A 24,551-nucleotide genomic window follows, 5' to 3' on the forward strand; every position below is an offset into this window, starting at 1 on the left:
TAAATCCAGCTTTAGTTGCTGGACTTAAGTGCTTCCGTGAGTGCGTGCTCGATTTCCTCGGCACTGACTGTGTCACTGCTGACCTGAGTCTCAGCTTTCGAGCGGCGCTCGTTGTGATAAGCCAAACCAGTACCGGCAGGAATCAGACGCCCGACAACCACGTTTTCTTTCAGACCGCGCAGATTATCGATACGACCAGTTACCGCCGCCTCGGTCAATACGCGGGTTGTCTCCTGGAACGAAGCCGCAGAAATAAAGCTCTCGGTCGCCAGGGACGCCTTGGTAATACCGAGCAACTGGCGCTCGTAGTTAGCCGGGGCATTACCTTCAGCGCGCAGTTTTTCATTTGCCTCCAGCATGCGGGCGTATTCAACCTGCTCACCTTTAACAAAGTCACTGTCACCCATAGAGGTAACTTCGGCCTTGCGCAGCATCTGACGCACAATAACTTCAATGTGCTTATCGTTAATTTTTACACCCTGGAGGCGGTAAACATCCTGGATCTCGTTAACGATATAGTTAGTAAGCGCTTCAACACCCTTCAGGCGCAGAATATCGTGCGGGTTGCTCGGGCCTTCCGATACAACTTCACCCTTAGTTACGGTCTCACCTTCAAACACGGTCAACTGACGGTGCTTGGGAATCAGAACTTCGTAGTGGGTGCTGCCGTCGGCCAGCGGTTGACCATCGGCCGGGGTAATCACCAAGCGGCGCTTGCCTTTGGTTTCTTTACCAAAGCTGACGATACCTGAGATTTCCGCAAGAATGCTTGGCTCTTTAGGCTTACGCGCTTCAAACAAATCGGCAACACGCGGCAGACCACCGGTAATATCACGGGTCTTCGAGCCTTCCTGAGGAATACGCGCAATAACGTCACCAATTTTAATGTCGTCACCGTCGCTGAGCATTAAGATCGCTTTAGGCGGCAGCAGGTAGTGAGCTGGCTGCTTGGTATTACCCAAGGTCACTTCATTGCCGTTTTCATCAACCAGCGTTACCGCAGGCTTCAGATCTTTACCAGCAGATGGACGCTCACCGCTGTCCATAACTTCCAGCGAGCTCAAACCAGTCAGCTCGTCTGTTTGCTTACGTACAGACAGGCCGTCTTCGGCGCCCGTCAGGGCAACCTTACCGTCCACTTCAGATACGATTGGGTGGGTGTGCGGATCCCACTTAGCAACAACGGAGCCGCCAGTAACTTCCTGACCGTCCTGCACGCTAATAACAGCACCGTAAGGCAGCTTATAACGCTCGCGCTCACGACCGGCGCTATCGGCAACACTCAATTCACCACTACGACTAACCGCTACTAAGCAGCCGTCCGCACGGGTAACGGTTTTGATGTTGTGCAGACGAACGGTACCGTCTTGGCGAACCTCAACACTGTCGGCGGCAGACGCTCGTGATGCCGCACCACCGATGTGGAAGGTACGCATTGTAAGCTGGGTACCCGGCTCACCAATGGACTGAGCGGCGATAACACCGACAGCTTCACCTTGGTTAACGCGGTGACCACGGGCCAGATCGCGACCGTAACACTGGGAACAAATACCGTATTTGGCCTCACAGGTTACCGGTGAGCGAACGATAACCTCATCGATAGCCATCGCTTCAAAGCGCTCAACCCAGGCTTCGTCGATCAGTGTACCGGCAGGTATCAAAATCTCGTCGCTGTCCGGCTTAACGATGTCGCGAGCCACAACACGACCGAGGATACGATCACCGAGTGATTCGATGATGTCACCACCTTCGATCACAGGTGTCATGGTCATACCAGAGTCGGTGCCACAGTCTACAGAAGTAACAACAACGTCCTGAGCAACGTCTACCAGACGACGGGTCAGGTAACCGGAGTTCGCCGTTTTCAGTGCGGTATCGGCCAAACCTTTACGAGCACCGTGAGTAGAGATGAAGTACTGCAGTACGTTCAGACCTTCACGGAAGTTCGCGATAATTGGGGTCTCGATAATTGAGCCGTCCGGACGAGCCATCAGACCACGCATACCGGCGAGCTGACGAATCTGGGCTTGTGAACCACGCGCACCGGAATCGGCATACATAAACACCGAGTTAAACGAGGCTTGCTCACTGTCTTCGCCGTCTTTGGTCTTGACGGGCTCTTTTGAGATGCCTTCCATCATCGACTTGGTTACCAGGTCGTTTGCACGCGACCAGATGTCGATAACCTTGTTGTATTTTTCACCAGCGGTCACAAGACCGGAAGAGAACTGACTCTCGATGTCTTTTACTTCGGCTTCGGCGCTGTCGATAATGCCTGCTTTCTCAACCGGGATTTCAAAGTCGTTGACACCGATGGACGAACCCGACTTGGTCGAGAACGCGTAACCCATGTACATCAGCTGATCGGCAAAAATAACCGTTTCTTTCAGGCCTACCTGACGGTAACAGAAGTTGATCAGGTTGGAGATCGCCTTTTTAACCAGGTTTTTGTTGACCAGGTCAAATGGAATGCCTTCGGGCACGATCTCAGAGAACAGTACACGACCGACCGTGGTATCGACCACACGGGTGATTTTATCTTTTTCACCGTCTTCGCGAATGGCGTATTCGGTAATGCGACATTTAATTTTTGCCTGCAGGCCAACCTTGCCACCGTAATAAGCTCGGCTGACTTCGTTGGCGTCGGAGAACATCATGCCTTCACCGAGGTCGTTTACACGCTCGCGGCTCATCCAGTACAAGCCGAGTACAACGTCCTGAGAAGGAACGATGATAGGCTCACCGGAGGCAGGTGAAAGGATGTTGTTGGTCGACATCATCAGCGCACGCGCTTCGAGCTGGGCTTCCAGCGTCAAAGGAACGTGAACAGCCATCTGGTCACCATCGAAGTCAGCGTTATACGCGGCACAAACCAGTGGGTGCAACTGCAGTGCTTTACCTTCAATCAGTACAGGCTCAAACGCCTGGATACCGAGACGGTGAAGCGTTGGTGCGCGGTTGAGCAGTACCGGGTGCTCGCGAATAACTTCGTCGAGGATGTCCCATACGATGGGCTCTTCGCGCTCAACCATTTTCTTCGCAGCTTTAATGGTGGTCGCAAGGCCACGGTGCTCAAGCTTGGAGAAGATAAACGGCTTAAACAGCTCGAGGGCCATCTTCTTAGGCAGACCACACTGGTGCAGGCGCAGCTCAGGACCGGATACAATTACGGTACGGCCAGAGTAGTCAACACGCTTACCGAGCAGGTTCTGACGGAAACGACCCTGCTTACCTTTAATCATGTCGGCAAGTGATTTCAGAGGACGCTTGTTGGAGCCGGTGATCGCACGACCGCGACGGCCGTTATCGAGTAGCGCATCAACAGATTCTTGCAACATACGCTTTTCGTTGCGCACGATGATGTCAGGAGCGTTCAGGTCCAGAAGACGCTTCAAACGGTTGTTGCGGTTGATTACACGACGGTAGAGATCGTTCAAGTCTGAAGTCGCAAAACGACCGCCGTCGAGAGGAACCAGTGGGCGCAGATCAGGTGGAAGTACAGGCAGTACCTCAAGAATCATCCACTCTGGCTTATTGCCACTTTGGTAAAACGCTTCAAGCAGCTTCAGACGCTTGCTCAGCTTTTTGATCTTGGTTTCAGAATTGGTTTGCGGAATCTCTTCACGCAGGCGCTGAACTTCACTTTCAAGGTGAATATCAGAGATCAGCGCTTCGATTGCTTCGGCGCCCATCTTGGCTTCAAACTCGTCGCCAAACTCTTCCATCGCCTCGTAGTACTGTTCGTCGGTCAGCAACTGGCCGCGCTCGAGTGTAGTCATACCCGGCTCGGTGACAACATAGCTTTCAAAATACAGCACACGCTCGATTGAGCGCAGAGTCATGTCGAGCAACAAACCGATGCGGCTTGGCAGAGATTTCAAAAACCAGATATGCGCAACCGGGCTGGCCAGCTCGATGTGACCCATGCGGTCGCGGCGAACTTTGGTCAGGGTTACTTCAACACCACATTTTTCACAGATAATGCCGCGGTGCTTCATGCGCTTGTACTTACCGCACAGGCACTCGTAATCTTTTACCGGGCCAAAAATCTTGGCACAGAACAAGCCGTCGCGCTCGGGCTTGAAGGTGCGGTAGTTAATGGTTTCTGGCTTTTTAACTTCACCAAAAGACCAGGAACGGATCATTTCCGGGGAGGCCAGGCCGATGCGGATACCATCGAACTCCATCGTCTGACCCTGGTTTTTAATAAGATTCAGTAAGTCTTTCAAGGCTTTTCCTCCAGCTTATCGCTGTCTATTGGGTTGCCGCATAAAGCTGACAACCCACCCTTAATTTGGTGTTTGGATTATTCGAGTTCGATATTGATGCCCAGGGAGCGGATCTCTTTAACAAGTACGTTAAAGGATTCCGGCATACCAGGCTCCATACGGTGATCACCGTCGACAACGTTTTTGTACATTTTTGTACGTCCAGCAACGTCATCCGACTTAACTGTGAGCATTTCCTGCAGCGTGTACGCCGCACCGTATGCTTCGAGGGCCCAAACCTCCATCTCACCGAATCGCTGACCACCAAACTGAGCTTTACCGCCCAGAGGCTGCTGAGTAACAAGTGAGTACGAACCGGTAGAACGGGCGTGCATCTTGTCATCAACCAGGTGATTCAGTTTCAGCATATACATGTAACCGACGGTAGTCGGGCGCATAAATGCGTCGCCCGTACGGCCATCAAAGAGTGTCATCTGGCCACTTTCTGGCAGATCGGCCAGCTTCAGCAGCTCTTTAATTTCACTCTCTTTGGCGCCGTCAAATACCGGTGTCGCCATCGGTACACCCGCGCGCAAATTCGCTGCCAACTCGCGAATTTCGTCATCGCTGAAGCTGTCGAGCTGCTCAACTTTAACTTCGTCGCTGTGGTTGTAAACCTCGGCGAGGAACTTGCGAAGCTCAGCGATTTCACGCTGCTCTTTGACCATGGTATCGATCTTTTCACCGAGACCTTTAGCCGCTAAGCCCAAGTGCATTTCAAGCACCTGACCAACGTTCATTCGCGACGGTACACCCAGTGGGTTTAAAACGATGTCGATAGGACGGCCGTGCTCGTCGTAAGGCATATCTTCAACCGGCACAATGGTCGAGATAACACCCTTGTTACCGTGGCGGCCCGCCATCTTGTCACCGGGCTGAATACGACGTTTGATCGCGAGGTAAACCTTGACAATCTTAAGTACGCCAGGCGCCAAGTCATCGCCGGTTTCAAGCTTTTTACGCTTGTCTTCGAGGCGCGCGTCGAGCTCTTTGCGGCTCTCAGCCAGGTGCTCTTCGGCCAGGTCGAGCTGCTCATTGAGCGCATCGTCGGCCATGCGGATCTTGAACCAATCACTCAGAGCCAAAGCTTCGAGCTGCTCGGCAGTCACTTCTGCGCCTTTCTTAACGCCGCTGTTATTGGCTGCGGTCTGGCCAACCAGAGCGCGCTTGAGGCGCTCAAAGGTGGCCTCTTCGATGATGCGGAACTCTTCGTTGAGGTCTTTGCGAACCTCGTCGAGCATCATCTCTTCGATTTCTTTAGAGCGCTGATCTTTTTCCAGTCCATCGCGAGTAAAGACCTGTACGTCGATTACTGTACCTTTAACACTTGAAGGCACACGCAGCGACGTGTCTTTAACATCGGAGGCTTTCTCACCAAAAATTGCGCGCAGCAGTTTTTCTTCCGGAGTCAGCTGGGTCTCACCTTTAGGCGTAACCTTACCGACCAGGATGTCACCGGCGATCACTTCAGCACCGACATAAACAATGCCGCTTTCGTCAAGTTTAGACAGCGCGCCTTCGCCAACATTGGGAATATCTGCGGTGATCTCTTCACTGCCGAGCTTGGTATCACGTGCGATACAAGTCAGCTCTTGAATGTGAATAGAGGTAAAACGATCTTCCTGAACGACATTTTCGCTAACGAGGATGGAATCCTCGAAGTTATAACCATTCCAGGTCATAAACGCGATACGCATGTTCTGGCCGAGCGCCAGCTCACCTAAGTCAACCGACGGGCCATCGGCGAGGATGTCACCGCGGGCAATCGTATCGCCAACACGCACCAGTGGGCGCTGGTTAATACAGGTGTTCTGGTTCGAACGGGTGTACTTGGTCAAGTTGTAGATATCAACACCCGCTTCGCCGGCGTCAACTTCTTCATCACTTACCTTGATAACAATGCGGCCGGCGTCAACACGCTCAACCGTACCGCCGCGCTTAGCAACCTCACAGACGCCGGAATCGCGCGCAACGGTGCGCTCCATACCGGTACCAACCAGAGGTTTCTGCGCTTTCAGGGTAGGTACAGCCTGACGCTGCATGTTCGAGCCCATCAATGCGCGGTTCGCATCATCGTGCTCGAGGAACGGAATCAATGAGGCCGCAACCGATACAACCTGGCGCGGGCTGACGTCCATATATTCAACATCGGCCGGGGTCTTTAAGGTAAATTCGCCCATGTGACGCGAGCTGACCAGCTCGTCGCTCAACATACCATTGTCGTCAATGGTGGCAGACGCCTGTGCAATTACGAAATGGGCTTCGTTAATAGCACTTAAGTATTCGATCTCGTCGGTAACTTTACCGTCGACAACTTTGCGCACCGGGCTTTCGAGGAAGCCGTAGCTGTTGGTGCGGGCATAGGTTGCCAGTGAGTTAATCAGACCAATGTTTGGACCTTCAGGGGTCTCAATTGGACATACGCGACCGTAGTGAGTTGAGTGAACATCGCGAACCTCAAAGCCGGCGCGCTCACGCGTCAGACCACCGGGGCCGAGAGCAGAAACACGACGCTTGTGAGTTACCTCAGACAGCGGGTTGTTCTGATCCATAAATTGAGACAGCTGAGATGAACCGAAGAACTCTTTAACTGCAGCGGCAACAGGCTTGGCATTGATCAGATCCTGAGGCATCAGGCCTTCTGATTCAGCCATGCTCAAACGCTCTTTAACAGCGCGCTCTACACGAACCAGACCTACGCGGAATTGGTTCTCGGCCATTTCACCAACGGAGCGCACACGGCGGTTACCGAGGTGGTCGATATCATCGACGGTGCCGTCACCGTTGCGGATGGAAATTAATGTTTTCAGTACATCAACGATGTCTTCTCGAGAGAGAATACCTTCGCCGGTCTCTTCCTCACGACCTAAGCGACGGTTGAACTTCATGCGGCCAACGGCGCTTAAATCGTAACGCTCGTAAGAGAAGAACAAGTTCTCAAACAGGGCTTCAGCACTTTCTTTTGTCGGCGGCTCACCGGGGCGCATCATGCGGTAGATTTCCACCAGCGCCTCAAGCTCGGTGCGGCTTGGGTCAATACGCAAGGTGTCGGAAACAAACGAACCGCAGTCGAGATCGTTGGTGTACAGCGTCTCGATACCGGAGACATTTGCTTCGCGCAGAGTTTCGATAACCTCTTCGGTGATCTCGGTATTACACTCGAGTACGACTTCACCGGTATCGGTGTTGACGATATCTTTGGCTATGCTCAGCCCCAGGATGTAGTCAGCTGGCACAACCAACTGGCTAACACCGGCTTTTTCGAGCTTGCCAATATGGCGCGCAGTAACCCTGCGGCCCTCTTCAACCACAACATTGCCTTCGCCGTCTTTGATATCGAAGCTGGCAATTTCGCCGCGCAAACGTGCAGGTACAAGCTCGAGCTTGATCTCTTCACCGATTTCAAAGGTCGAGGTCTCGAAGAACATGTCGAGAATCTGCTCGTTGCTGTAACCCAGCGCGCGCAACAAAATAGTCGCTGGCAGTTTACGGCGGCGGTCGATACGTACGTAAACAAGATCCTTAGGATCAAACTCAAAGTCGAGCCATGAACCACGGTAAGGAATAACGCGCGCGCTGTAGAGCAATTTACCGGAGCTGTGAGTCTTACCTTTGTCGTGCTCAAAAAATACGCCCGGTGAACGGTGCAACTGGCTGACAATTACACGCTCGGTACCGTTAATAATAAAGGTGCCGTGGTCGGTCATGAGTGGAATTTCACCCATGTACACTTCTTGCTCTTTAATATCCTTGATCGCTTTGGTCGAGGACTCTTTATCGTAAATAATCAGACGAACTTTTACGCGCAGCGGCACAGCAAAGGTAGCGCCGCGCAGCATGCACTCTTTTTCGTCAAATACGGGCTTGCCGAGGCTGTAGCTCACGTACTCAAGCGCGGCGCTGCCAGAGTAAGAGCTAATAGGGAATACTGACTTAAATGCCGCTTGCAGACCGATATCTTTTCTTTCATTATCGGCCTTACCTGCTTGGGCGAACTGTCGGTAAGAGTCCAACTGAATCGCCAGCAGATGCGGGATGTCCATGACGTGTGGCAGCTTGCCAAAATCCTTACGGATACGCTTTTTTTCTGTATACGAGTAAGCCATTCGCGTGGTATTCCTCAGCTTGTTTAAGGATGGTTGCCCGACGCAGCATTATTTATCAGCGTCGCGGCGGCCCCATTTCTCACATTGCCGTCAAGCGGCAACATTCCCCTGAGCGGGGCAATCAGCCAACTCCGTGGCCAACCTTTGCAGCGGCATCAGAATGCGTACCACTGCTAATTTGCTTGTCTGTAGAATGATTTCCTACAAGCACAAAAGGGCCGGCGAACCATCGGTCCGCCAGCCCTCGCTTAAAGGCGAGTAGCGCCTTTGAAGCAACTTACTTAAGCTCGACAGAAGCGCCTGCTGCTTCCAGCTTAGCTTTAGCTTCTTCAGCGTCTTCTTTAGAAACGCCTTCTTTAACAGAAGCAGGTGCCCCGTCAACCATGCCCTTGGCTTCTTTCAGGCCAAGACCAGTGATTTCACGTACAGCTTTGATGACGTTAACTTTCTTGTCACCAGCAGCAGTCAGAACAACGTCGAACTCAGTTTGTTCTTCAGCAGCGGCACCAGCGTCACCACCAGCAGCTGGGCCAGCAACGGCAACAGCAGCGGCAGCAGAAACGCCGAACTTTTCTTCCATTGCTTCAACGAGCTCAACAACTTCCATTACGCTCATTTCAGCAATTGCATTCAAGATATCTTCTTTTGACAGAGCCATTTCTCAATCTCCGGTTAAAAACTATTAAAAATAAAAAAAGCGCTATTAAGCGGCGTCTTGTTTCTGATCGCGAACCGCAGCAACAACACGAGTAACCTTGGTAGGTACTTCGTTGAAGGTGCGAACCAGTTTGGTAACTGGGGCAATCATGACAGAAGCCAGCTGGCCAAGAGCCTGTTCCAAAGTAGGCAGTTTCGCCAATACGTCGAGCTGGCTAGCATCGAGTGCTTTACCACCAACAGACAGGGCTTTAACTTCAAACTTTTCTTGCTCTTTAGCGAAGTCTTTGAACAGACGCGCAGCTGCACCTGGATCTTCCATTGAGAAACCAAAGATGCTCGGGCCAACGAGTTGGTCATTAAGACATTCAAACTCGGTGCCTTGCATCGCACGCTTAGCCAGAGTGTTGCGAACAACACGCAGGCTTACGTTATTCTCACGGGCCTGCTTGCGCAGGGAATCCATGGCGCCAGCGGTTACACCGCGGGCATCAGCTACAACCAAAGACAGAGCATTGGCCGCTGTTTCATTAACGTCAGCAACAATCGCTTTTTTATCTTCAAGTCCAATAGCCATTTTAATAAATCTCCTGGATTTGAAGGTTAAGATAGTCTGGCACCATTGCCGGACTAACCATTTAAGCGGTGATCAGATCCATCAATCTAATTCTGGATTGGGTCACACCGTCTGCGTAGGCTGATCCTTTTAAGCTTCTTCGACACTTGCCTCATTAAGGCAGAATACAGTCTCTAAAGCGCCTACGGTCTTTGACGGCCCGTGTGCAAAACTCAGCTCACACAGACCACAAAGTTCTTTTTAAGAAAAAGTTTTCTCCTGGAAAACTTATTCATTCGCCAAGCCAACTACTGGCGAAGCCGCGTGGGGCTTCTTGTAGTCAGCTGGCTCGCATTCGCCATGCGAATGGCACTACGTCCGTGTAGCGCTGATGTCTCGCAAGACACCCCGATTTAATCTTTCGATTAAGCCTCGATAGAAGCCAGGTCGATAGCCAGACCTGGGCCCATAGTGGTGCTCAGGCTGATTTTTTTCAGGTATACGCCTTTGGCAGAAGCCGGCTTAACCTTTTTCAGCTCGGCCAACAGAGCTTCAAGGTTTTCCTTGATAGCATTTGGCTCGAAACTGATTTTGCCGATGCCGCCGTGAACAACACCACCTTTGTCAGCGCGGAAACGCACCTGACCGGCTTTGGCGTTTTTAATCGCGTCAGCAACGTTAGGGGTAACAGTACCGGTTTTAGGGTTAGGCATCAGACCGCGGGGACCAAGCACCTGTCCTAAGGTACCAACAACGCGCATCGCCGCAGGGTCAGCAATCACCACGTCGAAATTCATTTCGCCGCCTTTGATTTGCTCAGCCAGATCTTCCATACCAACCAGATCTGCACCAGCTTCTTTAGCGGCATCAGCATTGGCAGTGAACACAGCTACGCGAACTTCTTTACCTGTACCGTGAGGCAGGCTGGAGGCACCGCGAACAGCTTGATCAGATTTACGAGGGTCGATACCGAGGTTGATCGCCGCGTCGACAGTCTCACTGAACTTAACCGTTGAGAATTCTTTTAACAGAGCGACCGCTTCTTCGATTGGGTACTGCTTACCCAGCTCTACTTTTTCAGCGATCAGCTTTTGACGTTTGCTTAACTTAGCCATCTTAGTTCACACCCTCAGTATCAAGACCCATGGCGCGTGCGGAACCTGCGATAGTGCGCACGGCAGCATCCATATCAGCGGCGGTCAGGTCGGGATCTTTTGCTTTAGCAATTTCTTCCAACTGAGCACGGTTTACCTTGCCAACTTTTTCAGTGTTGGGGCGGCCGCTGCCTTTTTTGATGCCTGCAGCTTTTTTCAACAAGAAAGAAGCCGGAGGAGTTTTCATAGTGAAGGTGAAGCTGCGATCGTTGTATACAGAGATCACAACAGGCACTGGAGCGCCCGGCTCTTGGCTCTGAGTGGCAGCGTTAAATGCCTTACAGAATTCCATGATGTTTACGCCGTGCTGACCCAGAGCGGGACCAACTGGGGGACTTGGGTTAGCTTGACCAGCTGCGATTTGCAGCTTGATGTAGCCTTCTACTTTCTTAGCCATAATGGCCTCCTATCGTTGGGTATAACGCCTCTTAAGTGCGGAAGCACACTTAAGTCTCAGGCTTCCCGGTTAAATAAATCGCCGCAGCGATTAAGCTTTTTCTACTTGGCTGAACTCGAGCTCAACAGGCGTAGAACGACCAAAAATCAAAACGGCAACTTGCAGACGGTTTTTCTCGTAGTTCACTTCTTCAACAACTCCGTTAAAGTCGTTGAATGGGCCGTCAATAACACGAACCATTTCGCCCGGCTCAAACAAGGTTTTAGGCTTGGGCTTATCGGCGCTGTCATCAACGCGCTGCAAGATCAAGTCGGCTTCTTTCTGAGTGATTGGTGCAGGCTTGTCAGCCTTACCACCAATAAAACCCATTACTCGGGGGGTTTCTTTAACTAAGTGCCAGCTGTCGTCATTTAACTCCATCTGCACCAGCACGTAGCCGGGGAAAAACTTCCGCTCCGACTTACGCTTCTGACCACCGCGAATTTCGACCACTTCCTCGGTCGGAACAAGCACATCACCAAAAATATCCTGCATGCCGTGCAACTCAATGCGCTCTTTGAGCGCCGAAGCTACTTTTTTCTCGTAGCCGGAGTAGGCATGAACGACGTACCAGTTTTTCGCCATGAAATTCTACCTAAGCAATTACCAACGAAGCCAACCAACCTATCAAGGTATCGAGGCCCCAGAGAATTAACGCCGCAACGAGCACCACCGCAACAACAATTAAGGTTGTTTGTGTCACTTCTTGGCGAGTCGGCCAGACAACTTTGCGAATCTCGACCTGAGAGGCTTTAAGCAAAGCCCAAAACGCTGCACCCTTGGCAGTATTCACCGCAACAAAGGCCGCCAAAGCGATTACAGCCACAACAGCGACAACACGCAAAATAAGCGCGTACTGCTCATCAAAATAAGTAAAGGCGACTGCGCCACCAACAACTAATGCGACAGCAACCAACCACTTCAACGCATCAAAGCGGTACTCTTTTTCTTCCAACTTAGTACTCATGAATGACGTACTCATAAACGACCAAAGCAGCCATTAGGCTGCAATGAGAATTTGGCAGGCCAGGAGGGACTTGAACCCCCAACTTTCGGTTTTGGAGACCGACGCTCTACCAATTGAACTACTGGCCTGTATTGAGCCGACTGATCAGGCCGGCCAACTAGACCCGAGAGCTAACGCTTCGGGCCTGAAGCACACCGATTACTCGATGATTTTAGCTACAACGCCTGCACCTACGGTACGGCCACCCTCACGGATAGCAAAACGCAGACCTTCTTCCATCGCGATAGGCGCGATCAAGGTAACAGACATTTGAATGTTGTCACCAGGCATTACCATTTCAACGCCTTCTGGCAGCTCACAAGCACCCGTTACGTCAGTAGTACGGAAGTAGAACTGAGGACGGTAACCTTTAAAGAAAGGAGTGTGACGACCGCCTTCATCTTTAGACAGCACGTAAACTTCGCCTTCAAACTTGGTGTGAGGAGTGATTGAACCTGGGATAGCCAGAACCTGACCACGCTCAACTTCGTCACGCTTGGTACCACGCAGAAGCACACCAACGTTCTCACCTGCACGACCTTCGTCGAGCAGCTTGCGGAACATCTCAACACCAGTACAAGTAGTGGTTTGAGTTTCTTTGATACCGACAATTTCGATTTCGTTACCAACGTTGATGATGCCGCGCTCAACACGACCGGTAACAACAGTACCACGACCAGAGATCGAGAATACGTCTTCAATTGGCATCAGGAACGGCTGATCAATAGCACGCTCTGGCTCAGGGATGTACTCGTCGAGAGTCTCAACCAGCTTCTTAACAGCAGAAGTACCGAGCTCGTTGTCGTCCTGGCCATTCAGAGCCATCAGAGCAGAACCGGCGATAATTGGCGTGTCGTCGCCAGGGAATTCGTAAGTGCTCAGCAGATCACGGATTTCCATGTCTACCAGCTCGAGCATCTCAGCGTATTCTTCAGAGTCAACGCCGCCACAGTCTTCTGCAAGCAGGTCAGCTTTGTTCAGGAATACAACGATGTAAGGAACACCAACCTGGCGAGACAGCAGGATGTGCTCGCGAGTCTGAGGCATAGGACCGTCGGTCGCGCCACAAACCAGGATAGCGCCATCCATCTGAGCAGCACCGGTAATCATGTTTTTAACGTAGTCGGCGTGACCCGGGCAGTCTACGTGGGCGTAGTGACGGCTTGGTGAATCGTACTCTACGTGAGAAGTAGCGATGGTGATACCGCGCTCGCGCTCTTCTGGAGCGTTATCGATCTCATCAAAGTTCTTCAGCTCACCGCCCCACACTTCAGCACAAACACGAGTCAGTGCAGCAGTCAGGGTAGTTTTACCATGGTCAACGTGACCGATGGTACCCACGTTGACGTGGGGTTTCGTACGTTCAAAAGTTTCCTTAGCCATCGCTAACGTCTCCTCAATTGGGACCTATACATACAAAAACACCACCAGGGCCAACCCTGATGGCTATTAAAACGTGGAGCTCTTGAGCGGATTTGAACCGCTGACCTCACCCTTACCAAGGGTGTGCTCTACCAACTGAGCTACAAGAGCCAAAACTTCAAGCTCAATTGAGCCAAATTCTGGAGCGGGCGGCGGGAATCGAACCCGCATCATCAGCTTGGAAGGCTGAGGTTCTACCACTAAACTACGCCCGCAATCACCTGCATCACTGCAAAGGCCGGTGCGACCGTAGGGATCCCACCCAGAAAGCCGCCGGAGCAACTTTCTTAAATATGGTGCAGGGGGGTGGATTCGAACCACCGAAGCTTGCGCGTCAGATTTACAGTCTGATCCCTTTGGCCACTCGGGAACCCCTGCGAAGTTTTACTTGCCCCAATACTCTTGGCCGGAACAAGTGCTGCATACACAGCAAAAAAATGGAGCTGGTGAGAGGAGTTGAACCCCCGACCGGCTGATTACAAGTCAGCTGCTCTACCAACTGAGCTACACCAGCTCAACATCAAAACAGGCCATCGCCTGAATGAGGACGCGGATAATAGAGAAACATTTTTCAGGATGCAACAGGTAAACAGAAATTTTGTCGCCTTTCCTGCGAGCTCATGCCCTGAAGCATACGTTCCCAGGTTAACTCGCTCATTTTTTCAGCAAAAACGGGCTCAATAACCACCCAGGTTTCGATCTGTGTACGCTTCATTGTGCTGATCTGCGCATCAAGGCCGAGCTCTTTTGCCGACTCAACGCGCTTGTTAGCCAAATCTATATAAGTAAAAACCCCGAGTGAGATCGCATTTTTTAGCTGCCCTTTGGCGATAACATAACTTTCAACGCCCTGGGCCTGCAGCGAAGCGAGGCTGCGATAGGCCGCCTGCTCGCTGTCTTCCGGGGCGAGGTGCACCCAGTAACTCTGCCCGGCCGGCAACTCCATTTGCTCAATTTTTGCCTCGATATCAATCGAGCGCAGCCGCTCGACAAAGGCCGCCGCGTCGGGATCATCAGCAAACGGCCCAACGAGCTCACACATCCTCCGCGCTGGCGACTCTTCGTCACCACTGTAAATGGGCGCCTTCGCTTCCTGACTCACCGTCTTCAACACCGGCGCCAGCTCTGGCACAGTGCCGACAGACGGTTCTGGCTCGCCTAAAAAAAAGCCCCCCCAAAGCGCCAAAGCCAGGTTCACTAACACCAAAGTGATAAATATATATCTCATCGCCTTCTTTTATACCCACAGCAAATTCATATGCACAGCCCACCCGAGCAGAAAAAGCTCAAGCCCTACCCAAGCCCCAGGCCCAGACCCAAAACACCAAGCTTCAAGACCTCAGGCCAAAGCCGCGCATCCACTAGAAACCCTTTAACAGGCGCCAATAAGACAAGCCGTCCAACACCAATGTTGTTCTCAGCTTTGCCCGCTCAGGCAACACCTCAGCGAGCGCCTGTGCACCGCCCCCGCAAACTATAATAGTGCAGTCAGCTTCTGCAAAATCCTCAAGTACAGATTGAACAAAACTTTTGCACATCTGTGACACACCTGCATTTACACACGCCGCGGTATCCCTACCAAGCTCGGAACTACCGTTAAAGACCTGCGGAACATGGGCAATATTTGCCGTGCCCCGCTGCAAACTCGCACTCAACAAAGGCCAGCCAGGAGCAATCAAGCCGCCCACATGGCGCCCACCGGCGTCGAGTTTATCGACCGTTACAGCGGTTCCCAACGACAAAACCAGCGCCGGCGCCACGCGCTCGTGCCAGCACGCCAACAACGACAACCAGCGGTCGACACCGAGCTTAGACACATCGGAATAAGCCAGCTGCAGCCGTGCAAAGCCCTGCTCGACCCGCGCACGGTGTAGAGATTCGACGGGCAGATCCAGGCCCGCACTCAATTCCTCCTCAAAGCTCTCACCGGCAACATTAGCCAGATAACAGGCGTCTATTTTTTGCGCAGACAACTGCTGCTTCAATAAATCCAGGCTGCCTCGACCGTAGAGCGGAGCCTGACCGGGCGCTTCCAGCGCCCACTTTAAGGCGCTGTTACCTCTATCCAGATAGAGCCTCAATGTTAAGCTCCCGCATGCTTCGTTTGCGCCCTACCAGGGCGCAGACTTAATTCGCCGCCAATAAAACGCCGGGCTTGAGCATCGCACTCAAGCAGCAGCGCACCGTCGTTATCAACACCGAGCATAAGCCCATTGACTGTTTGGGACGGAGACAACAGCTGAACATGCGTTCCTGCAAAAGCGTTTAGACTGTTCCAACGCTGCTGATAATATTTGAAACCAAGCGCTTCGTAGCTATCCATCAGCGGCAGTAATCTATCCAAAAGCGCAGCCAATACCGTTGAGCGATCGCAGCGACTGCCCAGCGCCGACAAACTCGTCCAGGGCTGGTCTATATCCTGCCCCGCCTGCATCGCGACATTCATGCCAATACCTAAAACAACAGAGCACTCGCCGTCAGCGTCACCGGCCAACTCAATCAGCACCCCCGCAAGCTTCTTGCCCTCTGCCAACACATCGTTTGGCCATTTCAAGCGAGGCTGGTTAATACCGATATCAGCCAGGGCTTCGCACAGCGCAACGCCAACAGCCAGACTCAGCCCTTCAATAGCAGCGATGCCCGATTGAAAGTGCCAGCCCAAAGAAAAGTACAGGTTTTGAGCAAAAGGACTGTGCCAAACCCGGCCTCGACGTCCGCGGCCGGCGCTTTGCTGCTCGGCCACACACAGCTGAGCGTGAATCTGCCCCTGCCTTTGCTGCTCCATTAGCAGCGCATTGGTCGAAGCCAGCTGAGTGTGCAGCGCAAAGTCTTTCAGTAGCGCGGCCGCATCCGGCTGCATCGCGGCCACTACCCGCTCTTTGCTAAGCAGGTCGAGCGGCGTTTTTAAACGATATCCACGCCCGACCACCGACTCCAGCGGCAACTCAACAGCGGCCAACTGCTTTAACTGCTTGCTGATGGCCGCGCGGCTAACGCCGAGCGCTGCGCCGAGCTCCTCACCACTGTGCCACTGACCGTCGGCCAGCAAGGTCAGCAGCCTTTCCGTACGAGGGGAAACGTCACTCATAGATTAGCTCCACAGCCTGAGCGCCCCGTCAGGGCTGATTAAATTAGCCGGCATCGTTATCGCCAGATAGCGGATCAAGCACTTGATAATTGCGCTGATAGCGCACACCGAGCGAAGTTAATATTTCATAGGCAACCGTACCGGCGGCCAAGGCCAAATCATCAATGCTCTGCTGCGACCCGAGCAATTCGAGCTCGGGCCACTCGGCCTCACTCAAGTGCTCAAGCTCGGCAGAACAGGCACTTACATCAAACAAGGCACCATCCATAGACAGGCGGCCACAGATCGGTACGGGCTTGTTGTACAGCCACGCCTGCCCCCGATTACCCAAGCTGCGCAGTAAACCATCGGCGTAACCGCCCGATGCTGCGGCAATCAACTGGCCGGGTTGCGCGTTGTAGGTCGCACCGTAACCGAGCTGACAAGGCTTGTTAATGAAACGCAGGCGCACAATCGTCAACAGCAGCTGAACAACTGTTTCAAAACGCAGCGGTGAACGGATAAATGCATTGGAACCAAATAAGGCGATGCCCGGCCTGACCATATCAAAATGGTATTCACTGCCAAGCAGGATGGCGGCAGAGTTAGCAAAGCTAAACTTAAGCGACGCGTCGATTTGAAGTAAGCGCTTACGCGCGGCGACAAAAGCGTCGAGCTGGGCGCGATTAAGCGGGTGCTCAGCCTGATCCGCACAGGCTGTATGGCTCATCACCAAGACAACGCCTGCGCGCTTTAGCTGCGAAGGCTGCTGCAAAAAAGCATCGAGCTCTTCTTCATCCAGGCCCAAGCGGCCCATGCCGGTGTCGAGCTTCAACACGCTCGGTGCCCGGGGGCAAAGCTCAGACCAGCGCCGAACCATTTCCAGCGAAACCAGCACCGGCAACATTGCCAGCGACAGACACTCGCGCTCTTCGCCGGGGAGAACGCCACCTAGCACATAAATTTTTGCCTCGGGCAGCGTCTTGCGCAGCTCTCGCCCCTCGGCAACCGAGGCTATAAAAAAGTGTCGACAGCCCTGCTGCCAGAGGCTGCGAGCAACCGGCTTCACCCCCAAACCGTAGGCATCGGCCTTGACCACCGCGCCACACTCTGCGCCCGCACAAAAATCGTTAAGACGCTGCCAGTTTCTCGCGATAGCACTGAGATTAATGTTCAGCGTAGACATAGGTTCGGCACAGCAAAAATAAGAATGAACAAGAAGCAGATCCGCTAAAAAAAACAAACGCGCATCTAAACAGAGCGCGCCGCGAAATACCAGCCTGAGAAAAATTTCGAAAGCTATATCAATAGCGAGGATCGTAGAGCGAGACCCGCAGGCGCTCGGCAAAATCGGGTACAAGTGGCGAGCGCACCGCGCCGAGCTGCGCCGCGCGCTCGGCAACCGCCACCGCAATGGCTTGGCTTACCTGGCGAATATCCTGCAGCGGAGGGTAGAGACAGCCATGTGCCAGTTCATTATCGGTGACGCTATCGGCCAAAGTCTGGGCGGCGCAAATAAGTAGATCATCACTAATACTTGTTATTCCGCCGCTCAGCGCGCCCAGCCCCAGGCCTGGGAAAATATAAGCGTTATTGCCCTGGCCCGGTACCTTGATCTCGCCGTTAATATGCACAGGGCCAAACGGGCTGCCACTGGCAAAAATTGCTCGCCCACCGCTCCATTGATAGGCATCTTCCGCACTGCATTCGGCTTTAGAGGTTGGATTAGAGAGCGCAAAAATAACCGGCTGCCGATTGTGCTCGGCCATAAATTCAATAATGTCTTGCGTAAACACACCCGGCGTGCCACTGGCCCCAATTAACACCTGGGGCTTGATCGCATCGAGCGCCTGACCAAAACTCATCTCAGGCATGGCCTTGCTGAACGGCGCCAGATGAGGGCCGTAGTCAACCCCATCCCGGTCGACAACCAGGCCTTTACGATTGACAAAATAAACCCGTTCTCGCGCCTGATCTTCGCTCAAACCCTCGCGCTGAAGTACGCGGCAAAGTAGATCGCCAATGCCGGTTGAAGCGGAACCTGCACCTAAAAACAAAAACTTTTGCTCACTGAGCTTCAGCCCCGTCAACCTCGTCGATGCCAACAGGCCGGCAACTGCTACCCCGGCGGTACCCTGAATATCGTCGTTAAAACACAAAAGGCGGCGGCGATAACGCTCAAGCAAAGCGACGGCGTTGTCGGTAGCAAAATCCTCAAACTGCAGCAGCGCCTGAGGAAAACGCTTCACGACCGCCTGAATAAACTCTTCGATAAAACTGTCGTACTCCTCGCCGCGAGCGCGGCGGCGACGCAAACCTAAATACAGAGCGTCGTTGAGGTAACTTTCATTCTCGGTGCCGACATCGAGCATAATGGGCATGCAGTGAGCGGGGTCAACCCCGGCGCAAGCGCAGTACAGGGCGAGCTTGCCAATAGGTATGCCCATGCCATTTGCACCCTGATCGCCAAGACCCAAAATGCGTTCGCCATCGGTGACAACAATTAATTTAACTTCTTTTTCGGGCCAGTGAGACAGCACATCATCGATATTGCCTCGGTCTTCAATCGATACATAAAAGCCTGCGGTCTCGCGAAAATTTGCCGCAAATTCTTCACAGGCCTGCCCCACGGTCGGCGTATAAACCAGCGGCATCAACTCGTGAATGTGATCGATTAACAGGCGAAAAAACAGGCGTTCATTGCGCTTTTGCAGCGAACTTAAATACATGTATTTATCGATATCACTTTTTTGCCGGCGCACATTGCCCAGCGCGCGCTGTACTTGCTGCTCCATCGTCGAGACAAACGGGGGCAACAAACCGGTCAAACCCAGCGCGTCTCGCTCCGTGTGGGTAAACGCAGTACCTTTATTCAAGCGAGGGTTGTTTAAAATATCACTGCCGGACAAAGCCATGCTGCTCTCCTTAATATTGAACAAAACTCTGCCCGCATCAAAGACCAGAGCTTAAGCACTGTATAGCGCTTTTAATTCGTCACCAATAATTGTAATCGCCCGCGCTAACACCTCATCGTCAGCACAGTACGACAGGCGTATACACTGCTCGGTGTGCAAACTTGTCGAGGCATTGGCAAAGAAAAAGTGACTGCCGTCCATCACCAACACCGACCGCGCTTTTAAACGCTCGTAAAGCTGCGCCGAACTAATAGGCAAATTTTCAAACCACAACCACAGAAAAAACGCCCCCTGAGCGCGGTGCACACGATAGGGCAAGCCCACCCAGTTTGCCTTGATTAAACTCAGCATGTACTCGCGCTTTTTTGCATAAAAAGGCTGAATGGTTTCAGCGCAGAGCCTATCGAGCTGACGCTTTTTTAACAGCGACTCAAATAACGCAGGGCCGAGATTGCCGTTGGCGAGACTTAGCACCGTATTTACCGAGCTTAGCTTGCTAATAAGCTGTTCGTCGGCAACAACAATACCGGTTCGAGCTCCCGGCAAACCGAGCTTGCTGAGGCTCAACACAAAAACCCGGTTCGACTGCCATGCAAGTGCCTGCTCGTCGTAGACTATGCCTGGAAACGGCGAGCCATAGGCGCCGTCAACAATAAGGGGCACCGCGTTACTATCGGCCAGCTGGCCGAGCCGATGCATGGTTTCAAGACTGTGTACATTGCCACTGGGGTTGGTTGGCCGCGATACACACAAGGCGCAAATATGTTCTGAGCGAAGCGCCTGCTCAACGGCATCAAAATCGCAGTGATATTTAAACTCGTGTTCGCCAACACGACTGAGCTTAGGTGCGCAACCAACAAACATATTGTTGCCTAAACCCTGCCCGGCATACCCCAGGTATTCGGGCAGCATAGGCAGCAAAATCTTGCCAAGCTGCTTGCACTCGGAGGGCCCGGCAAGCAAATTAAACAGCATAAAAAACGCGCTTTGCGAGCCGGAACTCAAACATATATTTTTTTCGCTAACAGGCCAGCCTAAATGCTGAAAATAGCTGCAGAGCTCTGAGATCAGGGTTTCTGAGCCGCGCGGGCTTTGGTAGACGCCGAGCAGGCGGTGCAACTGTTCCTCATCAGCAGCAATAGCCGCAAGCTCAGAAGCCATAAGCTGCTCAAACTCGGGGATTTGGGCCGGATTGCCACCGCCCAGAAAAAGCAAATCGGGGTTGACGTTAAGCGCTTCGCCGAGATCGGCCATTAGGTCAACAATTCCGGCGCCGGACGCAAACTGAGCAGAGAAAGATGATGTAAAAGCCATGCAAATGAAGCCAGTGATTCAAGGCGCTAGCATAGCGCCTTTCACCGAGCGGTGCATGGGGTACGCAGCGAGTAAGCTCAGTACAAACCGTAATCTTTTAACGTTGATGCCAGCTTATCTTTATTGATGGGCTTTTTAATAAAGGCGAGTGCACCGAGCTTTTTCACTCGATCCTGCGCCTCTGGCTGAATATCACCAGAAATAACAATAACCATGGCCTTGAGCCCCTCGTCTTTTATCGCCTCGAGCACATGGTAGCCGTCCATTTCTGGCATGGTCAGATCGAGAAACACAATTTCCCCTTTGCCTTCACGAATAGCCTCCAGGCCCTCCGCGCCGTTGCTGGCAAAGGTAATCTCGGCGTTCCAGTGCTCAGGTAAAGCCCTGGCCACTTGCTTGCGCGCCATGTTGGAGTCATCACAGATAAGCAGGGGGAGACTCATTCGCTAAGGGTAGCTCCAGATACAGTTCTCCATCAGTATAGCCAGAGCTGAGCCAAACGCGCACCTCCCCTTATAAAAAGCTTGCAATAGCACAGCCACAGACATTTGACGGACTCTTTGTTAGGGTTAGCCCCTTTATAGCTTTCGCTAACTCGTTCTCCACCAAACAACGGAAAGTCCACGTATGAGAGCCCGTCCGATCCAACTCATCCTGATGAGCCTGTTTTGTTTAAGCCTCGCCGCCTGCAACGCCAGCAAAGAAGCAAACAACAGCCCTGAGCTCAAGATAAACTATGAGCGCCACGTGCTCGACAACGGCCTGACCGTACTGATACACGAGGACCACAGCGACCCGCTTGTGCACGTCGACGTCACTTATCACGTCGGCTCGGCGAGAGAACAGCTGGGCAAAAGCGGCTTTGCACATTTATTTGAGCACATGATGTTTCAAGGCTCAGAAAACGTCGCCGACGAGGAGCACTTTAAAATCGTCACCGAAGCCGGCGGCACAATGAATGGCACCACCAATCGCGACCGCACCAATTATTTCCAAACCGTGCCGTCAAACTATCTCGAGACCATGCTCTGGCTCGAAGCCGACCGCATGGGCTTTTTTCTCGAAGGCATCACCCAGAAAAAGTTTGAAGTTCAGCGCGCCACCGTGATTAATGAAAAACAGCAAAACTACGACAATCGCGCCTACGGCCGCACATTTGAGCTGATCGCCAAGGGCCTCTACCCCTACGGCCACCCCTACAGCTGGCTAACCATTGGCGACCTTGAAGATCTCGATCGCGCCGATGCACAAGATTTACGCAACTTTTTTCTGCGCTGGTACGGCCCTAACAACGCAACACTCACCATAGGTGGAGACGTCGACGCCGGCGAAGCAATGAAACTCGTCAACAAATATTTTGCCGGTATCGCCCGCGGCCCCGATGTTCAAGCGGCGAACATACCCGGCTTTGAGCTCAGCCAAGACCGCTACTTGAGTTACTACGACGAGCACGTCCGCTTTCCAGCGGTGACCATGACCTTTCCCACAGTGAAAAAGTTTCACCCGGATGCAGCAGCGCTGCGCTGCCTGGCAAACATCCTAGGCGGCGGCAAAAGCAGTTACCTTTACCAGAACCTCGTCGCCAGTCGCAAAGCGCTGGAGGCTTCGGCAAGCCAGCGCAGCGATGAACTCGCCGGCGAATTCTTTATGTTTGTACTGCCGTTTCCAGGGGCAGATCTCGGCCAGTTTGAACAGGAACTGCGCCAGGCCCTGGCCGAATTTGAAGCCCAGGGGCCGAGTGACGCCGACTTGCAAAAATACAAAGCGCAATACGAAAGCAGTTTTGTGCACGGGCTGGAAACCGTATCCGGAAAAGTCAGCCAACTTGCCTATTACAACACCTTCGCCGGTGACCCCGCCTACTTTGACGAGGAGCTCGAAGCTCACTTAAGTTTGAGCAACGACGATGTCATGCGTGTGTACAACAAATACATCAAAGACCAGCCTTCGGTCATCGTCAGTATTCTTGCCGAGGCCGATGGCAAACCGGCAAAAAGCGATAATTACAAAATCCCCCACAGCGGCCCCAACCCCTATCCGCAAATCGACTACAGCGGCTTGGTTTACCACAAGGCAAAAGACAGCTTCGATCGCAGCGTCAAACCTCAGCCCGGCCCGGCTAAATTAGTTGAGCCACCACAAATCTGGCGCGCAGAGGCTGCCGATGACATCGCCATTATTGGCAGCGAAAACCATGAGCTACCAATAATCAGCCTGCAGCTGAGCCTGCCCGGCGGCTACCTACTCGACAACCTCAAGCCCGAACAGCGCGGCCTGAGCAGCCTCAGCGCCTCCATGCTTAATACCAGCACCGAAAACTACAGTGAAAAAGCCATGGCCGAAGAGCTGGCCCTAATAGGCAGCAGCATCAGTGTTGGCGCCAGCGCAGAGCGTTTTACCGTTTACGTCAGCAGCTTAAGCAAACACTTCGATCGCACTCTCGAGCTGCTCGAAGAAAAATTGCTGCGACCGGCCTTTAACGACGACGACTTTGCCCGCCTGCAGCAACAAACTATCGAAAGTGCCAAAGCCGCCACTACTCAGACCTCGAGTATCGCCAGCATGGTATACAACCGCTTGCTCTACGGCCCGGAGCACAGCTTTGGCATCCCCGCTACTCGCCTGGTTGAGACCGTGCCACATATCCGCAGTGACGACACCAAACACATGTACAACAAACACTTCGGTAACAGCAATGCCGAAATTGTTGTGGTTGGCGATATCAAACAAGCGCAACTGATGCGCAAGCTCGACTTCTTTTTTAACTGGCGTGCAAACCCAGCACCGGACTTTAGCCTGCCGAACGTGCCCGCCTATAGCCAAACAAAGCTATATTTTGCCAACAAAGACAACGCCGCTCAGAGTGAGATCCGCATCGGCTATGTCAGCGATCTTCGCTACGACGCGACCGGCGAGTATTTTGAGCGCTACTTGATGAACTTCCCACTCGGCGGCGCCTTTAACAGCCGTATCAATCTCAACCTGCGCGAAGATAAAGCCATTACCTACGGTGCGCGCAGCTGGTTTGAAGGCAGCGATCTCCCCGCAGGCAACTTTACGGTCAGTACTTCGGTGAAAAAAGACGGCACCGCACTGGCCGTAAAAGAAATCATGAAAGAGCTTGAAGGCATGCGTTCACAAGGTATACGCGACGACGAGCTGAGCTTCCTCAAAAGCTCTGTCGCCCAGCGCGATGCACTCAAATATGAGAGTAATCGGCAGAAGTCTGGCTTCCTCGCCAATATGCAGCGCTACGGCCTGAACCAAGACTACGTCGACAAACAAAAAACGATTATCGACAACATCGGCAAAAAGCGCATCGACGAACTTGCCGGCAAATACTTGCCGACGGACAACATGATTATTGTTGTTGTTGGCGATGGTAAGGCGGTTTTACCGGAGCTCAAACAGCTCGGCTACGAGCTTGTCGAAGTCGACGAACAAGGACAAAGACTTTAGCCCGAACAGGGGCCACTTTTGTGGCCCCTGTTATTCCTTAATACTCTCCTACCCCCTTCTTTTAGAACGCTTTTTTCTATTCCTAGACTGCCCCCCAGTAAATGGCGCGTTCTTCGCTTTGCATCTAGACTAAATTCAAAACCGGCACCGCTTTCTGACGGCTGCCGTGTGTTTGCAGCACCGGCCGGGCC

At 52.7% G+C, this 24,551-nt stretch carries 17 protein-coding genes and 5 tRNA genes; 1 reads left to right on the plus strand and 21 read right to left on the minus strand.

Features of this window, described 5'->3' with window-relative positions:
- Positions 1-11: 11 nt before the first annotated feature.
- The 21 genes from rpoC to CFK45_RS16320 form a co-directional block, all read right to left on the minus strand.
- Positions 12-4,229 (minus strand): DNA-directed RNA polymerase subunit beta', encoded by a 4,218-nt coding sequence (gene rpoC, locus CFK45_RS16220; RefSeq protein ID WP_096087502.1) that lies wholly within the window; start codon positions 4,227-4,229, stop codon positions 12-14.
- A gap of 77 nt (positions 4,230-4,306) precedes the next feature.
- Positions 4,307-8,374, minus strand: a complete 4,068-nt coding sequence (gene rpoB, locus CFK45_RS16225) for a DNA-directed RNA polymerase subunit beta (protein ID WP_096087503.1) — start codon at positions 8,372-8,374, stop codon at positions 4,307-4,309.
- A gap of 277 nt (positions 8,375-8,651) precedes the next feature.
- On the minus strand, positions 8,652-9,032 hold the full coding sequence (gene rplL / locus CFK45_RS16230) for a 50S ribosomal protein L7/L12 (protein ID WP_096087504.1): 381 nt from the start codon (positions 9,030-9,032) through the stop codon (positions 8,652-8,654).
- A gap of 45 nt (positions 9,033-9,077) precedes the next feature.
- On the minus strand, positions 9,078-9,608 hold the full coding sequence (gene rplJ / locus CFK45_RS16235; protein WP_096087505.1) for a 50S ribosomal protein L10: 531 nt from the start codon (positions 9,606-9,608) through the stop codon (positions 9,078-9,080).
- Between the two features lie 404 nt (positions 9,609-10,012).
- On the minus strand, positions 10,013-10,702 hold the full coding sequence (gene rplA / locus CFK45_RS16240; RefSeq protein ID WP_096087506.1) for a 50S ribosomal protein L1: 690 nt from the start codon (positions 10,700-10,702) through the stop codon (positions 10,013-10,015).
- A 1-nt stretch (position 10,703) separates the two neighbouring features.
- The gene (gene rplK, locus CFK45_RS16245; protein ID WP_096087507.1) at positions 10,704-11,138 is read right to left on the minus strand and encodes a 50S ribosomal protein L11; all 435 of its coding nucleotides are present in this window, start codon (positions 11,136-11,138) and stop codon (positions 10,704-10,706) included.
- Positions 11,139-11,228: 90 nt separating this feature from the next.
- Positions 11,229-11,762: a transcription termination/antitermination protein NusG gene (nusG, locus tag CFK45_RS16250; RefSeq protein WP_096087508.1), complete on the minus strand. Its 534-nt coding sequence runs from the start codon at positions 11,760-11,762 to the stop codon at positions 11,229-11,231.
- 10 nt (positions 11,763-11,772) lie between these two features.
- Positions 11,773-12,144, minus strand: coding sequence for a preprotein translocase subunit SecE (gene secE / locus CFK45_RS16255; RefSeq protein ID WP_096087509.1), 372 nt, complete (start codon positions 12,142-12,144; stop codon positions 11,773-11,775).
- A gap of 52 nt (positions 12,145-12,196) precedes the next feature.
- Positions 12,197-12,272, minus strand: a tRNA-Trp gene (locus CFK45_RS16260).
- Between the two features lie 70 nt (positions 12,273-12,342).
- Positions 12,343-13,566, minus strand: a complete 1,224-nt coding sequence (gene tuf, locus CFK45_RS16265) for an elongation factor Tu (RefSeq protein ID WP_096087510.1) — start codon at positions 13,564-13,566, stop codon at positions 12,343-12,345.
- Positions 13,567-13,640: 74 nt separating this feature from the next.
- Positions 13,641-13,716: transfer RNA gene (locus tag CFK45_RS16270), tRNA-Thr, on the minus strand.
- Positions 13,717-13,746: 30 nt separating this feature from the next.
- Positions 13,747-13,820: transfer RNA gene (locus tag CFK45_RS16275), tRNA-Gly, on the minus strand.
- 79 nt (positions 13,821-13,899) lie between these two features.
- Positions 13,900-13,983: transfer RNA gene (locus CFK45_RS16280), tRNA-Tyr, on the minus strand.
- A gap of 60 nt (positions 13,984-14,043) precedes the next feature.
- A tRNA-Thr gene (locus tag CFK45_RS16285) sits at positions 14,044-14,119 on the minus strand.
- Positions 14,120-14,176: 57 nt separating this feature from the next.
- Positions 14,177-14,833 (minus strand): SPOR domain-containing protein, encoded by a 657-nt coding sequence (locus CFK45_RS16290; RefSeq protein WP_143247620.1) that lies wholly within the window; start codon positions 14,831-14,833, stop codon positions 14,177-14,179.
- 133 nt (positions 14,834-14,966) lie between these two features.
- Positions 14,967-15,686: a type III pantothenate kinase gene (locus CFK45_RS16295; protein WP_096087512.1), complete on the minus strand. Its 720-nt coding sequence runs from the start codon at positions 15,684-15,686 to the stop codon at positions 14,967-14,969.
- 2 nt (positions 15,687-15,688) lie between these two features.
- Positions 15,689-16,693, minus strand: a complete 1,005-nt coding sequence (birA, locus tag CFK45_RS16300; protein ID WP_096087513.1) for a bifunctional biotin--[acetyl-CoA-carboxylase] ligase/biotin operon repressor BirA — start codon at positions 16,691-16,693, stop codon at positions 15,689-15,691.
- A 43-nt stretch (positions 16,694-16,736) separates the two neighbouring features.
- A complete protein-coding gene (alr, locus tag CFK45_RS16305; protein ID WP_143247621.1) occupies positions 16,737-17,858 on the minus strand; it encodes an alanine racemase in 1,122 nt (373 codons plus the stop codon).
- Positions 17,859-17,976: 118 nt separating this feature from the next.
- Positions 17,977-19,587 (minus strand): NAD-dependent malic enzyme, encoded by a 1,611-nt coding sequence (locus tag CFK45_RS16310; protein WP_096087515.1) that lies wholly within the window; start codon positions 19,585-19,587, stop codon positions 17,977-17,979.
- A 51-nt stretch (positions 19,588-19,638) separates the two neighbouring features.
- A complete protein-coding gene (locus CFK45_RS16315) occupies positions 19,639-20,901 on the minus strand; it encodes a valine--pyruvate transaminase (protein WP_096087516.1) in 1,263 nt (420 codons plus the stop codon).
- A 77-nt stretch (positions 20,902-20,978) separates the two neighbouring features.
- Entirely contained in the window at positions 20,979-21,344 is a 366-nt protein-coding gene (locus tag CFK45_RS16320) for a response regulator (protein WP_096087517.1), read from the minus strand.
- A gap of 184 nt (positions 21,345-21,528) precedes the next feature.
- Between CFK45_RS16320 and CFK45_RS16325 the strand changes: the two genes are divergently transcribed.
- Positions 21,529-24,360: a M16 family metallopeptidase gene (locus tag CFK45_RS16325; RefSeq protein ID WP_096087518.1), complete on the plus strand. Its 2,832-nt coding sequence runs from the start codon at positions 21,529-21,531 to the stop codon at positions 24,358-24,360.
- Positions 24,361-24,551 lie beyond the last annotated feature (191 nt).

Source organism: Agaribacterium haliotis (assembly GCF_002312815.1).
GTDB lineage: Bacteria > Pseudomonadota > Gammaproteobacteria > Pseudomonadales > Cellvibrionaceae > Agaribacterium > Agaribacterium haliotis.